Below are 16,313 nucleotides of genomic sequence, written 5' to 3' on the forward strand. Positions count from 1 at the left end.
TTCCGGTCAGGACTCCGACGGAACCAGCGGCAGCTCGTGCCCGTAGTTCCAGGAGAGGATCGCGGGCTGCTCGCGGTCGAAGCTCAGCACCGAGACCGACCCGGCGTCCAGGCTGATCTGCGCCGCGAAGCGGGGAGCCTGACGCAGGAACACCGCGGTCAGGATGCGCAGGAAGTGCCCGTGGGCGACCAGCGCGACGTCGCCGTCGACCATCGCCGGCAGCACCCGCGTCACCACGCGGGAGGCGCGCGCAGCCACCTCCTCGACGGTCTCGCCCGGGGTGTCGCCGCGGATCACCCCGTGGGTGAAGGCGCTCCAGTTGTAGCCGAGCTCGGCGCGGATGTCGCGGGTGGTCCGGCCCTCGTACCCGCCGTAGTCCCACTCGACCAGGAGCGGATCGACCTGGGCGTGCAGACCCGCGAGCTCGGCCGTGCGCCGCGCGCGCTGCAGCGGCGAGGTGAGGACGAGCGAGAAGTCGTAGTCGGCCACCAGCGCACCGGCGCCGCGGGCGCGGTCCTCCCCGCGCGGGGTGAGGGGGATGTCGGTGAGTCCGGTGTGCTTGCCCTCCTTCGACCACGGCGTCTCTCCGTGGCGGAGGAGGACGAGCTTGCCCGACGGGTTGTCGGGCGCGGGGCGGTCGGGGAGCGGATCGTTCGTGGGCACAGGGCCACCGTAGTCTCGCGGTCCGTGACGCGCGCGACGGCGGTTGCCGCACCCCCGAACAGCGCACGGCCGCATGCACGGCACCCGCACAGGCTCCCTCAGCCGCCGCACAGAAGGGGCCGCCGTAGACTGAAGGGGTGCCAGCGGACCGCCTCCATCTCGTGCGCCACGGCGAGGTCCACAATCCCCGCCGCGTGCTCTACGGGCGGCTCCCGGGGTTCGGTCTCAGCGTCGACGGCCGCGGCATGGCCCGCGCGGCGGCCGACCACGTGCACAGCCTCGCGCGTCCGGTGACGAGCCTCGTCTGCTCGCCGCTGCAGCGCACGCGCGAGTCGGCTCTGCCCTTCACCGAGCTGTTCGGCATCGAGCCGGTCGTCGAGGAGCGCATCATCGAGCCGACCAACGTCTTCGAGGGTCGCCGCATGAAGCGCGCGCTGGCCAATCCGCTCAACTGGCGCCACCTGCGCCGTCCGGCCGTCCCGAGCTGGGGTGAGCCGTACGAGCGCATCTCCGCGCGCATGATCGCCGCCATGGACGACGCCTGGTCGAAGCCGGCGACGGGCGATGTGGTGCTGGTGTCGCACCAGCTGCCGATCTGGATCACGCACCTCACGGTCGCCGGGCTCCCGGGGCGGCACGATCCGCGCAATCGGCGGTGCGCGCTGTCGAGCGTGACGAGCTTCGAGAAGAAGGACGGGCGCTGGGTCGAGGTCGACTACGCCGAGCCCGCGGAGCACTCCGGCGCCGTCGATGTGGGAGCAGTGTGATGACACCGAACCGAGGAGTCGCACGCGCGGCATCCGCTCTTGTCGCCCTCGCGCTCGCCGTGGGGCTCGCGGCCTGCAGCAATGACCCGCTCGCCGACCAGTACCGCGCCGGCGACAACAAGGGCTTCATCGCCGCGGACGGGTTCCAGACCAAGGAGATCGTGCCCGCCGAGCGGGAGGCGCCGGTGGAGTTCACCGGCACGACCGAGCGGGGCGACGCCGTCTCGAGCGACCAGTACCGCGGCGGGGTGCTCGTGGTGAACTTCTGGTACGCCGCCTGCGGACCGTGCCGCGCCGAGGCCGACTTCCTCGAGACCGCGTACACGTCGTTCGCGGGACAGGATGTCGCGTTCCTGGGCATCAACACGTCCGACTCGGCCGCCACGGCCGGCGCCTTCGCCGACAAGTACGGGGTGACCTACCCGAGTGCGCTCGCCGCCGAGGACGGAGCGCTCAAGCTCGCCTTCGCCCAGCGGACGCCGATCAACGCCACCCCGACGACGCTCGTGCTCGACAAGCAGGGGCGCGTCGCCGCGCGCATCATCGGACAGCTCAGCGAATCGTCGATCCTCGAGACCATCGTCCGCGACGTGCTCGCGGAGCAGTCGTGAACCCGGGCGACATCGTCGCCGGCGGCGCCCTCTGGCTCGCGCTCCCGCTGGCGCTCGCCGCCGGACTGCTGTCATTCCTGTCGCCGTGCGTACTGCCCCTGGTGCCCGGCTATCTGGGCTTCATCAGCGGAGCCGTCGCCCCGCGCCGCGTGCCGGTCGGCACCGGCGTCGGCGGCACGCCGTCCGCTCCGTCGACGGATGCCGCGGCCCCCGCGACAGCGGAGGCGCCCACCCGCGGGCGGCTGCTGCTGGGCGTGGTGCTCTTCATCGCCGGGTTCACGGTCGTGTTCATGGCCGTCAACGTGCTCGGCGGGACGGTCGGACTGTTCTTCGTACAGTACGCCGACCTCCTCACCCGCCTGCTCGGTGTCGTGGTCATCCTCATGGGGCTCGTCTTCATCGGCATGCTCGGTCTCGCTCAGCGCACGGCTCGGCCGCAGCTGACCTCGCGCATCGGCCTCGTCGGCGCCCCGCTTCTCGGTCTCGCGCTGGGCATCGGTTGGACGCCGTGCATCGGACCCACCCTGACCGCGATCTTCTCGGTGTCGTGGTCGCTCGGCGACCCGGGCCGCGCGGCGCTCCTCGGTCTCGCGTACTCGCTCGGTCTCGGCATCCCGTTCGTGCTCCTCGCCCTCGGATTCGGCTGGGCGACGCGGTCGGTGACCTTCCTCCGCCGGCACATCCGCACCGTCAACCTCATCGGAGGCGTCCTGCTCATCGTCATGGGCCTCCTCATGGTCACCGGCGTGTGGAGCGCACTCATGGTGCAGCTGCAGGGGGTGGTGGGAAGTGTCCCGCTCCCGCTCTGAGGACGCCGGGGGTCTCGACCCCCTCCGCCCGTCCGATCACGCCGACGGCGCGGTCGACGTCGCCTCGCCCTCCCTCGGGCCGATCGAGTGGTTGCGCTGGGCGTGGCGGCAGCTCACCTCCATGCGCACGGCCCTCGTGCTCCTGCTGCTGCTGGCCATCGCCGCGGTGCCCGGCTCGATCGTGCCGCAGCGCAGCGCCGACCCGAACGGCGTCACCCAGTACTTCACCGACAACCCCGACGTCGCGCCGATCCTCGACCGCCTGCAGCTGTTCGACGTGTATTCGTCGGTGTGGTTCTCGGCGATCTACCTGCTGCTGTTCATCTCGCTCATCGGCTGCGTCATCCCGCGTACCAAGCACCACTGGAAGGCGCTGCGCGCACGGCCGCCGCGCACCCCGGCACGCCTGTCCCGGCTCGACGACTCCCGCTCCACGGCGCTCGAACTCGCACCTGAGCAGGATGCCGCGGCCGCAGCATCCGTCGCCGTCGACATCGCCGCGTCGCAGCTGAAGCGCGCCGGCTATCGCGTCGAGCGCTACGAGGCGGGGGGCGTGCCCTCGGTGTCGGCGGAGCGCGGCTACCTGCGCGAGACCGGCAACCTGATCTTCCACTTTGCGCTGGTCGGCGTGCTGGTGGCCGTCGGGGTGGGCGGCGGACTCACCTACACCGGTCAGAGCGTGCTCATCGAGGGACGCACGTTCGTCAACTCGCTGCTGGACTACACGTCGTTCAACCCGGGGCGCTTCGTCGACGAGGACCAGCTCGCCCCTTATTCGATGACGCTCGACAAGTTCGACGTGACCTATCAGCCGTTCGGCGCGCAGGGTTCGGGGCAGGCGGGTGACTTCGTCGCGCATCTCACGACGCAGCTCGCCGGCGAGACGCCGACGGAGGGCGACGTGCGGGTCAACCACCCGCTCGAGATCGCCGGCGACCGCGTGTACCTGATGGGCAACGGCTACGCGCCGACCCTCACGATCCGCGACGCCGACGGGAACGTGCAGTTCTCCGACCCGGTGCCCTTCCTGCCGCAGGACGCGAACATGACCTCGCTCGGCGTAGTGAAGGTGCCGGACGGGTTCCCGCAGCAGCTCGGACTGGTCGGCTTCTTCTACCCGACGCAGGCGCAGCTCGCGTCGGGGGCCTTCACCTCGACGTACCCCGCGCTGGTCAACCCCGTCCTCACCCTCGAGGTCTACGCGGGTGACCTCGGCATCGACGACGGCACCCCGCGATCGGTGTACACGCTCGACACGGGCGACATGACGAAGCTCGCGGGTCGCGGCGTCGACGCTCCGACCATCGAGATCGCGCCGGGGGAGACCGCCGACCTGCCCAACGGACTCGGGACGATCACCTTCGACGACGAGGCCCCCGCCGGCGCCACGGGCTACGACGGCTCGGTGGCCCGCTACGTCTCGCTGTCGGTGCACCGCGACATCGCCGCTCCGTTCGTGCTGGTGTTCGCCATCCTCGCGCTGCTCGGTCTGCTCGCCGGCCTGTTCGTGCCGCGCCGCCGCATGTGGGTCAAGGCGACGGCCGACGGCCGCACCCTACGGATCGAGTACGCGGGGCTCGCCCGCGGCGAGGATCCGACGCTCGCCGACGCCGTCGACCAGGTCGCCCGCAGACATACCGACGCCGTCGAGACATCCCTGCGTCACCCCGAGAACCCGCGCGTAGACTGACGACATGCCCGCAACCGAACCCTTCTCGCTGGACATGGTCTCGGTGCTCCTGGTCTGGACGGCCATCGCGATCTACGCCCTCGCGTTCATCGCCTACGCCGTCGATCTCGCGCGCCGCTCGGCCCTGGCCGTGGACGCGATCCCGCTGCAGCGGCAGGCCGCGGCGTCCCGCCCGCGCGAGCTCGCGGCTGTCGGGGCCTCGAGGGGTGCGGGTGTCTCCGGGAGCGCCGGCGACGTCGCCGCGGCATCGGTCTCCGGGTCCGACGCCGGGCCGGCGCGACGGCCGCGCATGGTCTGGGCTCGCATCGGCACGTCGATGACCGTGCTCGGGTTCCTCTTCCACCTCGCCGGCGACATCACGCGCGGCCTCTCGGCCGGTCGCGTGCCGTGGTCGAACATGTACGAATTCTCGCTGACTGGCACGATGCTGATCGTCGGCGTGTACCTCGTCGTGCTGTTCCGCTATGACCTGCGCTTCCTCGGCTCGTTCATCACCGGCATGGTGGTGTTGCTCCTCGGCGGCGCGACGCTCGCGTTCTACGTCGAGGTCGTGCCCCTGGCCGACCCCCTCAAGTCGGTCTGGCTCGTCATCCACGTCTTCGTCGCGTCGCTCGCGACGGCGCTCTTCGCGCTCGCGTTCGGCCTCTCCGTCCTGCAGCTGCTGCAGGCCCGGCGTGAGCGCACGCTCGTGGGCGCGGCATCCGTCACCGGTGACGACGCTCCGAAGCGCCGCCTCGGCTTCCTCCGCACCCTGCCCTCCGCCGACGCGCTCGAGTCGCTCGCCTACCGCTTCGCGATCCTCGGCTTCATCTTCTGGACCTTCACGCTCATCGCCGGCTCGATCTGGGCCAACGACGCGTGGGGCCGCTACTGGGGCTTCGACACCAAAGAGGTCTGGACGTTCGTCATCTGGGTGCTCTACGCCGGCTACATCCACGCGCGGGCGACCCGCGGATGGCGCGGCACGCGTTCGGCGTGGCTCTCGATCATCGGCTTCGCGGCGGTCATGTTCAACTTCACGATCGTCAACATGTTCTTCAAGGGCCTGCACGTCTATTCCGGCCTGAGCTGAGCTGACCCAGGCTGAGCTGAGCTCTTCGGTCGAGATCGACCTCCGCCGGTGCGCGCTCGCCTCCTCGGCAGGTCCGCCGCGTGCACAACGCAGGCAGAACCGAACGGCGCGGCCCGGCGGTCTCCGGAATTCCGGGCGTGACCGTCCCTGAACCGGTCGAATCTCCTGCGCTGTGCACGCCACGTCGTCGCCCCGCGCCGCGTCCCGGCCTGAGGCTCCCGCCCCGCGAGCACCTCAGGCGGGGAGGGTGGATGCTGCGACGAAGGCCCGTGCGGCCACTGAGCGCTTGCGCGCCACGACGATCACCGTCACCGCGAACGACAGCACCGCCCAGACGATCATTCCGGTGACGCCGGCGCCGACGCCCCCGGCTCCCGTCAGCACGCCGATGAACGCCTGGTAGGCCGGGGCGGTCGGCATCAGGCCCGCGACCGAGGTCAGCCACGCCGGAACCGTCGAGATGACGCCCGTCGCGATCGCGAAGACGGTGACCAGCGCGCCGATCCAGCGTCCGATCCCGCGGAGCGCGGCCACCAGCGCCTGGTTGACGGCGGCGAAGGTCACGCCCGCGATCACGCACAGCCCGGCGAAGGCGAACCAGTCGCTCCACGAGTACGAGGCGGCGAGCTGCACGGCTCCCGCGACGAGCAGGCCCTGCACGGCGCCGATCACCGCACCGGGCGCGAAGCCGCCGAGGGCGAGCATCGCCGAGGACCGGCGCGAGGTCAGCGCGCGGCGTGAGACCGCCTGCAGCGCGACGTAGGTCGCGAGTCCGCCGACCCAGAGGGCGAGCACCGCGAGCAGCGGCACGGCCGCCGCGCCGAAGAGCGACGTGCCGGCACCCTCGGCGGCGACCGGGTCGGCCACCACGTCGGCGAGGTTCTGCGCGCCGCCGTCGCTGAGCGACGGGAGAGCGTCGGAGGCCTGGCGCAGGCCGTCGGCGAGGGTCGAACTGCCGTCGGCGAGCTGCGACACCCCGTCGCCCAGCGCGGTGGCGCCGGCGCTCCACTGGCGGGTGCCGTCGGCCGCGGTGGTCGCGCCGGCGGCCAGCTGCGATGCGCCGCCGGAGAGCTGGGCGGCGCCGTCCGAGAGCTGCGAGGCGCCGGCGGCGAGGCCGTCGGCGCCCGCGGCGAGCTGCGCGACGCCGTCGGCGGACTGCGTCGCGCCGGTCGCGAGTTCATCTATGCCGTCGGCGAGGCCGGTCAGTCCGGCGGTGAGCGTCGGCCCGAAGGTCGCGAGCTTCGACACACCGTCGGCGAGCTGCCCGGACTGCGACAGCGCGTCGGTCACCACCGGCAGCGCCTCGTCGGCGCGCTGCGAGGCGGCTGCGACCCCGTCGCAGAGCTCGGCGGATCCGCCCTGCTGCGTGCACGTGGCGGCCAGCTGCGAGAGTTGAGCCGCGGCATCCGTCGCCCGTCGGGAGATCTCGCCGCTGTTGGCGGCGAGTCCGTTCGCGGCCTCGACCACCTCCGGTGGCACGGACGGGAGCTGGGAGACGCCGTCGGCGATCTGCCGGGCGCCGTTCGCGCTGGCGGTGGCTCCGGCGGCCAGACGGTCGAGGCCCGAGGCGGTCGCGTCGAGTCCGCCGGAGAGCTGCGTGGCTCCCGATGACAGCTGGGTCGCGCCGGTCGCGATGCCCGAGGCGCCCGAGGCGATGCCGCCCGCCCCGCTCGCGAGCTGGTCGACGCCGTCGGCGATGTCGTTCGCGCCGCCGGCGAGCTGCGTCGCTCCGTCGGAGGACTGCCGCGCACCGTCAGCGAGCTGCGCGGCGCCGTCGGCGGCCGTGCCCAGCTGGTCGCCGAGCGTCGTGAACCCGACGAAGACGTTCTCGAGCGTCGCGGAGGAAAGAGTCCGGCCGAGGATGGATGCCGCGGCCTGCGTGATCTGCGAGGTGATGGCGTCGTCGACGATCTTGGCGTCGGGCGGCGTGCTGACCTGGATGAGCGCCTGCTGCGCGGTTCCGCTGCCCTGGAGCTGCTGGCCCGACGAGGTCGCCGCGGCGGAGAAGTTCTTCGGGATGGTCACGACGGCCTGGTACCGGCCGTCGGCGAGGCCGGCCGCAGCATCCTCATCGTTGGAGATCACCCAGGTGAGGTTGCTGGGGATCTGATCCGACCCCTCGACGAGCCCCGCCGTGAGCTGGCGCCCGAGCGGGGTGTATTGACCGTCGATCGTGACGGGCTCGTCGGCGTTGACCACCGCGGCGGTCATCTCGTTCAGTCGCTCCGTCGGGTTGTACAGCGCGGCGACGAGGATGCCGCCGATGAGCACGGGCAGCAGGATCACGCCGATGATCGTCAGCCAGGTGACGGGGGTGCGCGTGCGGGCGCGCTCGAGCGAGAGGGTCATGCGTGCACCTCGGTGGTCAGGTCGGCGTCGTGGGCCGAGGAGGGGGCGGTGCCGGTGGGCGCGGGGATGTCGCGGCGCGGCAGCAGACGGAGGTCGAGGAGGTCGACGGGGGTGTGCATGGCCTCGCCGACGAGGAGCGCGACGCGCTCGCCGTTCTCGCCGCCGGCGACGACGGTGAGCGCGCGGTCCTCCTCACGGGCGACGAGGACGGCGTCGCGCAGGGTGGCGGCGACCTGGTCGCGTGCGGCGGGATCGGTGACGAGGTCGAGGCCGTCGATCACCACGAGGGTCGGGCGTCCGGCGAAGGCGCGGCGCAGGAGCACATCGGGCGACGCGTCGTCGTCTTCGCCGAGGAGAGCGACGCCCACGTGGCTGCGTGTCCAGGCCGCGCGCTCGGGCAGCAGGTGTCCGGCGACCTTGAGAGCGCCCTTGGTGGGGGAGAGCCGGCCGGCGATCGTGAGCAGCAGGGCCCGGATGCTGCGGCGTCCGGCCCCGGTCACGACCAGGGTCTCGCCCGGCTCGAGCCGCAGAGCGACGTCGTCGTAGAGGGTCACGCCCCGCTCGCTGAGGCCGAGGCCGGAGGCGACGGCGATCGAGCGGGTCTCGGGCTCGGGCCACGCACTCAGGGACAGCTCGCGCTCCACCGCCTCGCCCTCGATGTCGAAGTGGGGCAGCACGCGGTCGAGCCAGCGCGGCATCCACCAGGCCTTGTCGCCCAGCAGCGTCATGACCGCCGGCACGAGCGTCATGCGCACGAGGAACGCGTCGACAGCGATGCCGACGGCCAGACCCAGGGCGATCGGCTTGATCGACGAGTCACCCTCGGGCACGAAGGCGGCGAACACCGCGAACATGATGACCGCGGCCGCGGTGACGACGCGCGCCGAGGCCGTGAAGCCCGAGCGCACCGCCGCGACGGCGATGTCGCGTCCGCCGCGACCGGCGGCCCGGCGGGCGTGCACGTAGTCCTCGCGCATGCGGGAGACGAGGAAGACCTCGTAGTCCATCGCGAGACCGAACAGCACGCCCATGAGGATGATCGGCATGAAGCTGATGACCGGTCCCTCGCGCGTGACGTGCAGCAGGTCGGCGAACCAGCCCCACTCGAAGACGGCCGCCACGACGCCGAACGATGCCGCGACCGACAGCAGGTAGCCGACGGCGGCCTTGAGCGGCACCCAGATCGAGCGGAACACCATGGTGAGGAGGAGGAGCGAGAGGCCGACGACGAAGATGCCGAAGGGCACGAGTGCGGCGCCGAGCCGGTCGGAGATGTCGATGCCGACGGCGGTGAATCCGGTGACCTTGAGGTCGACGGCGTACTCGTCGAGCAGGCGGTCGTGCTGGGCGCGCAGGGTGCGGACCAGCTCGGCAGTGGCCGGATCGTCCGGAGCCGTTTCGGGGACGATCTGGATCAGACCCGTGTCGATCGTCTCGTTGGGGGTGGAGAGCGCGACCTCCTTCACCCCCGGGATCTTCTCGATCTCGCTGCCGAGGTCCTTCATCAACGTGAGCGGGTCGGTCGAGGTGACGATGGTGCCCGTCATGATGAGCGGTCCGTTCGAGCCGGGCCCGAAGTACTCGGCGGTCAGGTCGTAGGCCTGGCGGGCCTCGCTCGACGGCGGCTGCACGCCCGCGTTCGGCAGGGCGAGGCGCAGGCTCGCGGCGGGGATCGCCGCGATCGCCAGCAGCATCACGACCGAGACGGTGGTGACGATCGGATGCCGCGTCACCAGCGCCACCCAGCGGTTCGTCTTCAGCGGGGTCACGGAGACCGGCGAGGCGGGGGCGGTGTCGTCGTCGCCGGGTTCCTCGCCGTCGGCATCCTCCCCGGGCTCACCGGCCCGACCGGCATCCCCGGCCGCTCGGTTCGAGCCCGCGCCGCGGCGACCGCGACGTGGCCCGACGCCGGAGCGCAGCATCCGGTATCCCCAGCCGGCGACCCGCTCGCGGGCGAATCCCAGCAGAGCCGGGGTCAGGGTGACGGCGACCATGACGGAGATCGCGACGGCGACAGCGGCGGCCAGACCCATGGTCGTGAGGAAGGGGATGCCGGCGAAGCTCAGGCCGATGAGGGCGATGAGCACCGTGATGCCGGCGAAGACGACGGCCGAGCCGGCGGTGCCGGTGGCGCGGGCGGCGGACTCCTCCGGCGACATGCCGGCGCGGACCTGGTCCTGATGTCGCGCGACGATGAACAGCGCGTAATCGATGCCGACTGCGAGCCCGAGCATGATCGCGAGCAGCGGGGTGGTGGAGGAGATCGTGGCGAAGGCGGTCGACACGTAGATGAGGGCGATCGCGATCCCGACCCCGATGAGCGCGCTGACCAGGGGGAACCACGCGACGACGAGCGAGCGGAACACGATGATCAGCACGAACAGGGCGATCAGGATGCCGACGGCCTCGGTGATCGACAGCGCCGGCACGGAGGAGGAGAAGAGATCGCCGCCGACGGCGACCCGACTGCCGGCGGGCAGCTCGTCGCGCAGGGACTGCGCGGCATCCTTCAGCGCCGTCTCGGTCTCGGCGGGCACATCGCTCGCCTGACCGTCGAACTGGAGGCGCACGATCGCGGCGCGGTCGTCGTCTGAGACGAGCCCGGTGACCATGTCGTCGAAGGGATCCTGCACGGCGGCGACGCCGTCGAGCGCCTGAAGGTCGGTGATCGCGCCGGCGATGTCGGAGCGGTACGGGTCGGCGTCGATCCGGTCGCCGTCCGCGGACACGACGATGAGCTGCGCGCTCGTGCCGCTGGCCTGCGGGAAGGTGCGATCCAGCAGCTGGATGCCCTCCTGGGCCTCCGTGCCGGGGATGGAGAAGCTGTTGTCGGTGCCCTTCGCCAGGAGCGCCACGCCGCCGCCGACGAGGGCGAGCAGGAGCAGCCATGAGACGAGCACGCGCCAGGGGTGACGGTACGACCAGCGTCCGAGGGCGTAGAGCAGGGTGGACACGGTGCCTCCGGGATCAGGGTGATCGAGGGATACACCGGCGTATCCGATACATAAGTGTATCGTAAGGGACTGCCCGGGCAGCCTGGGTGTCGCGTGTGAGAATGAGCAGACCACAGGAGGGGGGCGTATGACCGACGTCATCGTCTCGAGCGCCCGCCGCGAGCGGACGCGCCGCCGACTGCTGGATGCCGCAGCCGACGTCTTCGCCGAGGACGGCCTCGACGCCACCTCCGTGGAGGCCATCTGCGAGCGCGCCGGGTTCACCCGCGGCGCCTTCTACTCGAACTTCGCCTCGAAGGACGAGCTGTTCCTCGAGCTCGCGACGCGGGTCTCCAATGACAAGCTCAGCGCCGTCACCGCGCGTGTGCGCGAGCTCGACCCGGAGGCCGTCGGGAGCCTGCGCCCCGCCGAACTCGTCGGACGGCTGCTCGACGTCGAGCACGACAGCCGCAAAGACGTGCTGCTGCTCAGCGAGATCCGCACCCACGCCCTGCGCGATGCGGCGCTCGCCGCCGGCTATCTCTCGTGGCAGGACGCCATGATCACCCGCGTCGCGGAGATCGTCGCCGACGTGGGCCGTGCGGGGGGCCTGACCTTCCGGCTGCCCGCCGAGGCCATGGCCCGGATGCTCCTGGAGACGTGGGAGACCGCGGCCTCCCGGGCCGCCATGGAGGGCCTGGACGACGAGGCGCTCTGCCGCGTCGTCAGCCTGCGGATGCAGACGCTCGCCGAGGTGCTCGTCGGCTGAGGCCTGCTCCGCGCGGGCTCAGTCCTGCTGCGCGGCTCGCGCGGCGAGGAGCGCGTACGTGCGGCGGATCCGCTCGAGCCACCACTCCCGCCGCTCGGCCGACGCGGCGAGCTCGTCGAGCAGCGCCGGCTCGGGCACGACACTGCTCACCTCGATGACGCCTCCGCGCGGCGCCAGAGCGGATGCCGCAGCATCCGTCCCCGTCACATCCCGCGCGAACAGCGACGCCGTGCCCAGACCGCAGTCGTAGTCCAGGGTGGGCAGCGCGGCGGCGAGGGCGGCGCCCATGCCGAGGCCGATGGAGGTGTCGAGCGCGCTCGAGACGACCGCCGGGAGGCCGGCCGCCTCGACGATGCGCAGGGCGCGGCGCACGCCGCCGAGGGGCTGGGCCTTGATCACGATGATGTCGGCCGCACCCGCCTCGGCCACGGCGAGCGGATCCTCCGCCTTGCGGATGCTCTCGTCCGCCGCGATCGGGATGCCCATGTACTTCACCCGGCGGCGCAGCTCGCCGAGCTCCTCGACGCTCGCGCACGGCTGCTCGACGTACTCGAGGTCGAACTCGGCCATGGCGTGGATCGCGTGCTCGGCCTCGTCGACGTTCCAGGCGCCGTTGGCGTCGAGGCGGATGCGCCCCTCCTCGCCCATCGCCGCGCGCACCGCGCGCACGCGGGCGACGTCGTCGTCGAGCCGCTGTCCGGCCTCGGCGACCTTCACCTTCGCGGTGCGGCAGCCGTCGAAGCGGGCGAGGACCTCGGGGACGGATGCTGCGGCCACCGCCGGCACGGTCGCGTTGACCCGGATCGCGTCGCGCCGGGGCGCGGGCTGCTCATTCCAGCCGAAGTCGAGCGCGGCGGCGAGCCAGGTCGCGGCCTCGTCGTCGGCGTACTCGACGAAGGGCGAGAACTCCGACCAGCCCTCCGATCCTTCGATGAGCACGGCCTCGCGCACGTCGATGCCGCGGAAGCGGGTGACCAGTGGCAGCGCCACCACCCGCGCGGTGTCGAGGATGTCGGCGAGCGGGGGCAGCGGAGCGTCATCGGTCACGCCCCCATCCTGCCCTGCCCGGGCGGCGCAGGGGGGGTTCGGCTCATCCGGCCACCTCGGCTGCCTCGGCCGCCTCGGCCGGTGCGAACCGCGCCCCGCCCGCCCCACCCGCCGTCGACCGCGCGACCCTAGGCTGAGAGCATGCTCCTCGACACCCCCGTGCGCCTCGGCGTGCAGATCGAACCCCAGCACGCCACCTACGGCCAGATCCGCGATGCCGCGGCACGGCTGGAGGACATGGGCGTGGACATCTTGTTCAACTGGGACCACTTCTTCCCCCTCCACGGCGACCCCGACGGCGCGCATTTCGAGGGCTGGAGCATGCTCGCGGCCTGGGCCGAGCAGACGGAGCGCGTGGAGTTCGGCGCCCTGGTCAACTGCAACAGCTACCGCAACCCCGACCTTCAGGCCGACATGGCCCGCACGATCGACCACATCAGCGCGAAAGACGGCACCGGCCGGTTCATCTTCGGCACCGGCTCGGGCTGGTTCGAGCGCGACTACGACGAGTACGGCTACGAGTTCGGCACGGTCGGGTCGCGCCTCGACGACCTCGCCGAGGGCCTCGACCGCGTCGTGGCCCGCTGGGGCCGGCTGAACCCCGCTCCGACCCGCCGCATCCCCGTCATGATCGGCGGCGCCGGCGAGCAGAAAACCCTCCGCCTGGTGGCCCGCCACGCCGACATCTGGCACAGCTTCGTGCCGGCCGCCGGACTCGCGCACAAGCTGTCGGTCATCGACCGCTGGGCCGAGCAGGAGCAGCGCGACGTCTCGGGCCTCATCGTCTCCAACGAGCTGAAGAACCGGGATGCCGCGGACGCGGACGCCCTCTACGACGCGGGTGTGCGCCTCTACACGCTCGGCTGGGCGCCCGGCACGCCCGACTTCGATCAGGTGCAGCGCTGGCTCGACTGGCGGGACGCCCGGAACGGCGCCCGCGCGTGACGGTCTCCGACCTGTTCGATCCGGCGGAGTGGGAGCTCGCCCCCGGCGCCGAGGCGTACACCGACATCACCGCGCACGTCTCGCTCGACGGCCGGATCGCCCGCATCGCGTTCGACCGCCCCGAGGTGCGCAACGCCTTCCGCCCGCACACCGTCGACGAGCTCTACCGCGCGCTCGACGACGCGCGGCAGAACCCGCGTATCGGGGTCGTGCTCCTCACCGGCAACGGCCCGAGTCCCAAGGACGGCGGCTGGGCGTTCTGCTCCGGCGGCGACCAGCGCATCCGCGGACGCGACGGCTACACCTACGCCGCCGACGACGCGTCGGCGCCCGACCCGGCTGTGCCTGCTGGGGCTCCGCCCCAGACCCCTGGTTCGCTGGCGCGCCCCACCGGACGCCTCCACATCCTCGAGGTGCAGCGCCTGATCCGCTTCATGCCGAAGGTCGTCATCGCTGTGATCCCCGGGTGGGCTGCCGGCGGCGGGCACTCGCTGCACGTGGTGTGCGACCTGTCGATCGCCTCCGCCGAGCACGGTCGCTTCAAGCAGACCGATGCCGATGTCGGCTCCTTCGACGCCGGCTACGGCTCGGCGTACTTCGCCCGCCAGATCGGCCAGAAGTTCGCCCGCGAGGTCTTCTTCCTCGCCGAGGAGTACTCCGCACAGCGCGCCCACGAGATGGGTGCCGTGAACCGCGTCGTTCCGCACGTCGACCTGGAGCGCGAGGCGCTGGGCATGGCCCGCGGCATCCTCACGAAGTCCCCGACCGCCATCCGCATGCTCAAGTTCGCCTTCAACGCCGTCGACGACGGCCTCGTCGGACAGCAGGTGTTCGCCGGCGAGGCGACGCGCCTCGCCTACGGCACCGACGAGGCGGTCGAGGGGCGCGACGCGTTCCTGGAGAAGCGCGACCCCGACTGGGGTCCCTACCCCTGGCAGTACTGACGTGTTCGTGCGCGCAACTCCACGGAGGCGCGTCCGCGACCAGGGGCGACCCGCGAGACGACCGGATGCTGCGGCTCCCTCTCTCTCGGATGCGTGGAGCTGCGAGCGGCGATGAGGCTCGCAGCGCCGGCGGGTGACGATCCCCGCGACATCCTCGCGGCCGTGAAGTCCGCACTGCACGGTGCCGGTCCGGCCCTCGCGCTCGGGGCCACCGCCGGCAGCTCGCCCGCGGAGGTGCCGGCGGGCACGGCGGTGGTCGTGACGACGTCCGGCTCGACCGGCGTCCCCAAGAGCGTCATCCTGAGCCGGAGCGCCCTGACCGCCTCAGCGATGTCGACGGCGGAGCGCATCGGCAGCGGCGCCTGGCTCCTCGCCCTGCCGCCGACGTACGTCGCGGGTCTGCAGGTGCTCGTCCGCGCCACCGTCGCCGGCCGCGAGCCCGCCGTGCTCAGCGGACGCTTCACCCCTCAGACCTTCTCCTCCGCCGCGCTCATGATGGCCTCGGCGCGCGGGGGAGAGCGCGTGCCGACCTACACCTCCCTCGTGCCGGCGCAGCTGCAGGCGATCCTGGATGCCGCCGCCGACGACGACACGGTGCTGCGGGCGGCGCGCTCCTTCGAGGCCGTGCTCATCGGCGGGCAGGCGCTGCCGGCCTCGGTGCGCGAGCGCGCCGAGGCCGCCGGTGTGCGCATCGTGCGCACCTACGGCTCGACCGAGACGAGCGGCGGCTGCGTGTACGACGGTGTCCCGCTGGACGGCACGCGCATGCGCGTCGTCGACGGCGAGCTGCAGCTGTCGGGCCCGACCCTGGCCGACGGCTACCTCGGCGACCCCGAGCGCACCGCGGCCGCCTTCCCGGTCGACGCCGACGGCACCCGCTGGTACCGCACGGGGGATGAGGCCGAGATCGACGACGGCGTGCTGCGGGTGCAGGGGCGGATCGACAACGTCATCGTCTCCGGGGGCATCAACGTCTCCCTCGACCGCGTCGAACGGGTCGTGCGGGGCATCGCGGGTCTTCACGCCGCCGTGGTGATCGGCGTCGCCGACGATCGGTGGGGCGAGGCATCCGTCATCGTGTCCGACGCACCCGACGCCCACGAGCGGGCCGAGGAGCTGCTGCGCATCGCCCGCGACGCCGTCGGCCGCGAGATCGGCTTGCACGCGCGCCCCTCGCGACTGGTGCCCGTGGAGGCTCTGCCTCAGCTCACGTCCGGCAAGCCCGACCGGGAGCGCCTGCGCCGCAACCTCGCCTGACCCCGGCCGAGCGTCAGGTGCGGCGCTCGCGGCCGCCCGGCTCGAACCAGTCGGGCGCGTCGACCACGCAGAAGCGGTTGCCCTCGGTGTCCTCCATCACGACGAAGTCGGCGTCCGGCGGATAGCCGTCCCACTCGACTCTCGCGGCGCCCAGCCCGCGCAGCCGCTCGACCTCGGCCGCCTGGTCGTCCGCGTAGATGTCGAGGTGCAGGCGCGGCGGGTAGTGCTGGGGGTACCCGGTCTTCGACAGCGCGATGGACGGAGCGGCCCCCTTCCCGGCGGCCGGGTCCAGGATCACCCAGTCGTCGGTCGGCTCCCGCCGGTTGACGTACCCGAGCGCCGCGCGCCAGAAGTCGCCCGCGCGGCCCACATCTTCGACGGTCAGCACCGTCGTGGCGATCTCGATCATGCGGGCCAGTGTGACCCCTGCGCGGCGGCGATCAAGGGAGGAGCGGAT

The 16,313-nt window shown here is 72.2% G+C and carries 14 protein-coding genes; 9 read left to right on the forward strand and 5 right to left on the reverse strand.

Annotated features, from left to right (window positions below):
- Positions 1-6: 6 nt before the first annotated feature.
- Complete coding sequence (locus ABC304_RS07390) at positions 7-663, reverse strand: histidine phosphatase family protein (protein WP_412929885.1); 657 nt, start codon at positions 661-663, stop codon at positions 7-9.
- Positions 664-800: 137 nt separating this feature from the next.
- Here ABC304_RS07390 and ABC304_RS07395 point away from each other — a divergent pair, with 137 nt between their 5' ends.
- The 5 genes from ABC304_RS07395 to ccsB are packed head-to-tail and all read left to right on the forward strand — an operon-like array spanning position 801 to position 5,612.
- Positions 801-1,430 (forward strand): histidine phosphatase family protein, encoded by a 630-nt coding sequence (locus ABC304_RS07395; protein ID WP_412929887.1) that lies wholly within the window; start codon positions 801-803, stop codon positions 1,428-1,430.
- The gene (locus ABC304_RS07400) at positions 1,430-2,041 is read left to right on the forward strand and encodes a TlpA family protein disulfide reductase (protein WP_412929890.1); all 612 of its coding nucleotides are present in this window, start codon (positions 1,430-1,432) and stop codon (positions 2,039-2,041) included. The genes ABC304_RS07395 and ABC304_RS07400 overlap by 1 nt, the downstream gene beginning before the upstream one ends.
- Positions 2,038-2,850 carry a cytochrome c biogenesis CcdA family protein gene (locus ABC304_RS07405; protein WP_412929892.1) on the forward strand — a complete coding sequence of 271 codons (813 nt, stop codon included), beginning with the start codon at positions 2,038-2,040 and terminating at the stop codon, positions 2,848-2,850. Before ABC304_RS07400 ends, ABC304_RS07405 begins: the two co-directional genes overlap by 4 nt.
- A complete protein-coding gene (gene resB / locus ABC304_RS07410) occupies positions 2,831-4,540 on the forward strand; it encodes a cytochrome c biogenesis protein ResB (RefSeq protein ID WP_412929894.1) in 1,710 nt (569 codons plus the stop codon). The genes ABC304_RS07405 and resB overlap by 20 nt, the downstream gene beginning before the upstream one ends.
- A gap of 4 nt (positions 4,541-4,544) precedes the next feature.
- Complete coding sequence (gene ccsB / locus ABC304_RS07415) at positions 4,545-5,612, forward strand: c-type cytochrome biogenesis protein CcsB (RefSeq protein WP_412929896.1); 1,068 nt, start codon at positions 4,545-4,547, stop codon at positions 5,610-5,612.
- A gap of 234 nt (positions 5,613-5,846) precedes the next feature.
- Here ccsB and ABC304_RS07420 read toward each other — a convergent pair whose 3' ends face one another.
- Positions 5,847-7,961 (reverse strand): YhgE/Pip family protein, encoded by a 2,115-nt coding sequence (locus ABC304_RS07420; RefSeq protein WP_412929898.1) that lies wholly within the window; start codon positions 7,959-7,961, stop codon positions 5,847-5,849.
- Positions 7,958-10,915, reverse strand: coding sequence for an efflux RND transporter permease subunit (locus ABC304_RS07425; protein WP_412929900.1), 2,958 nt, complete (start codon positions 10,913-10,915; stop codon positions 7,958-7,960). The genes ABC304_RS07420 and ABC304_RS07425 overlap by 4 nt, the downstream gene beginning before the upstream one ends.
- Before the next feature lie 127 nt (positions 10,916-11,042).
- Here ABC304_RS07425 and ABC304_RS07430 point away from each other — a divergent pair, with 127 nt between their 5' ends.
- Entirely contained in the window at positions 11,043-11,663 is a 621-nt protein-coding gene (locus tag ABC304_RS07430; RefSeq protein WP_412929902.1) for a TetR/AcrR family transcriptional regulator, read from the forward strand.
- Between the two features lie 18 nt (positions 11,664-11,681).
- Here ABC304_RS07430 and ABC304_RS07435 read toward each other — a convergent pair whose 3' ends face one another.
- On the reverse strand, positions 11,682-12,710 hold the full coding sequence (locus ABC304_RS07435) for an o-succinylbenzoate synthase (protein ID WP_412929904.1): 1,029 nt from the start codon (positions 12,708-12,710) through the stop codon (positions 11,682-11,684).
- Between the two features lie 141 nt (positions 12,711-12,851).
- On the opposite strand from ABC304_RS07435, the gene ABC304_RS07440 reads away from it, so the two are divergent.
- From ABC304_RS07440 to ABC304_RS07450, 3 genes are all read left to right on the forward strand, one after another.
- On the forward strand, positions 12,852-13,655 hold the full coding sequence (locus ABC304_RS07440; RefSeq protein ID WP_412929906.1) for an LLM class F420-dependent oxidoreductase: 804 nt from the start codon (positions 12,852-12,854) through the stop codon (positions 13,653-13,655).
- Complete coding sequence (locus tag ABC304_RS07445; RefSeq protein ID WP_412929908.1) at positions 13,652-14,599, forward strand: 1,4-dihydroxy-2-naphthoyl-CoA synthase; 948 nt, start codon at positions 13,652-13,654, stop codon at positions 14,597-14,599. Before ABC304_RS07440 ends, ABC304_RS07445 begins: the two co-directional genes overlap by 4 nt.
- A gap of 111 nt (positions 14,600-14,710) precedes the next feature.
- A complete protein-coding gene (locus tag ABC304_RS07450; RefSeq protein ID WP_412929910.1) occupies positions 14,711-15,856 on the forward strand; it encodes an AMP-binding protein in 1,146 nt (381 codons plus the stop codon).
- A gap of 13 nt (positions 15,857-15,869) precedes the next feature.
- Here ABC304_RS07450 and ABC304_RS07455 read toward each other — a convergent pair whose 3' ends face one another.
- Positions 15,870-16,265, reverse strand: a complete 396-nt coding sequence (locus ABC304_RS07455) for a VOC family protein (RefSeq protein WP_412929912.1) — start codon at positions 16,263-16,265, stop codon at positions 15,870-15,872.
- Between the last annotated feature and the right edge of the window lie 48 nt (positions 16,266-16,313).

Origin of the sequence: Microbacterium jepli (assembly GCF_047237905.1) — a bacterium.
Classification (GTDB): Bacteria; Actinomycetota; Actinomycetes; order Actinomycetales; family Microbacteriaceae; genus Microbacterium.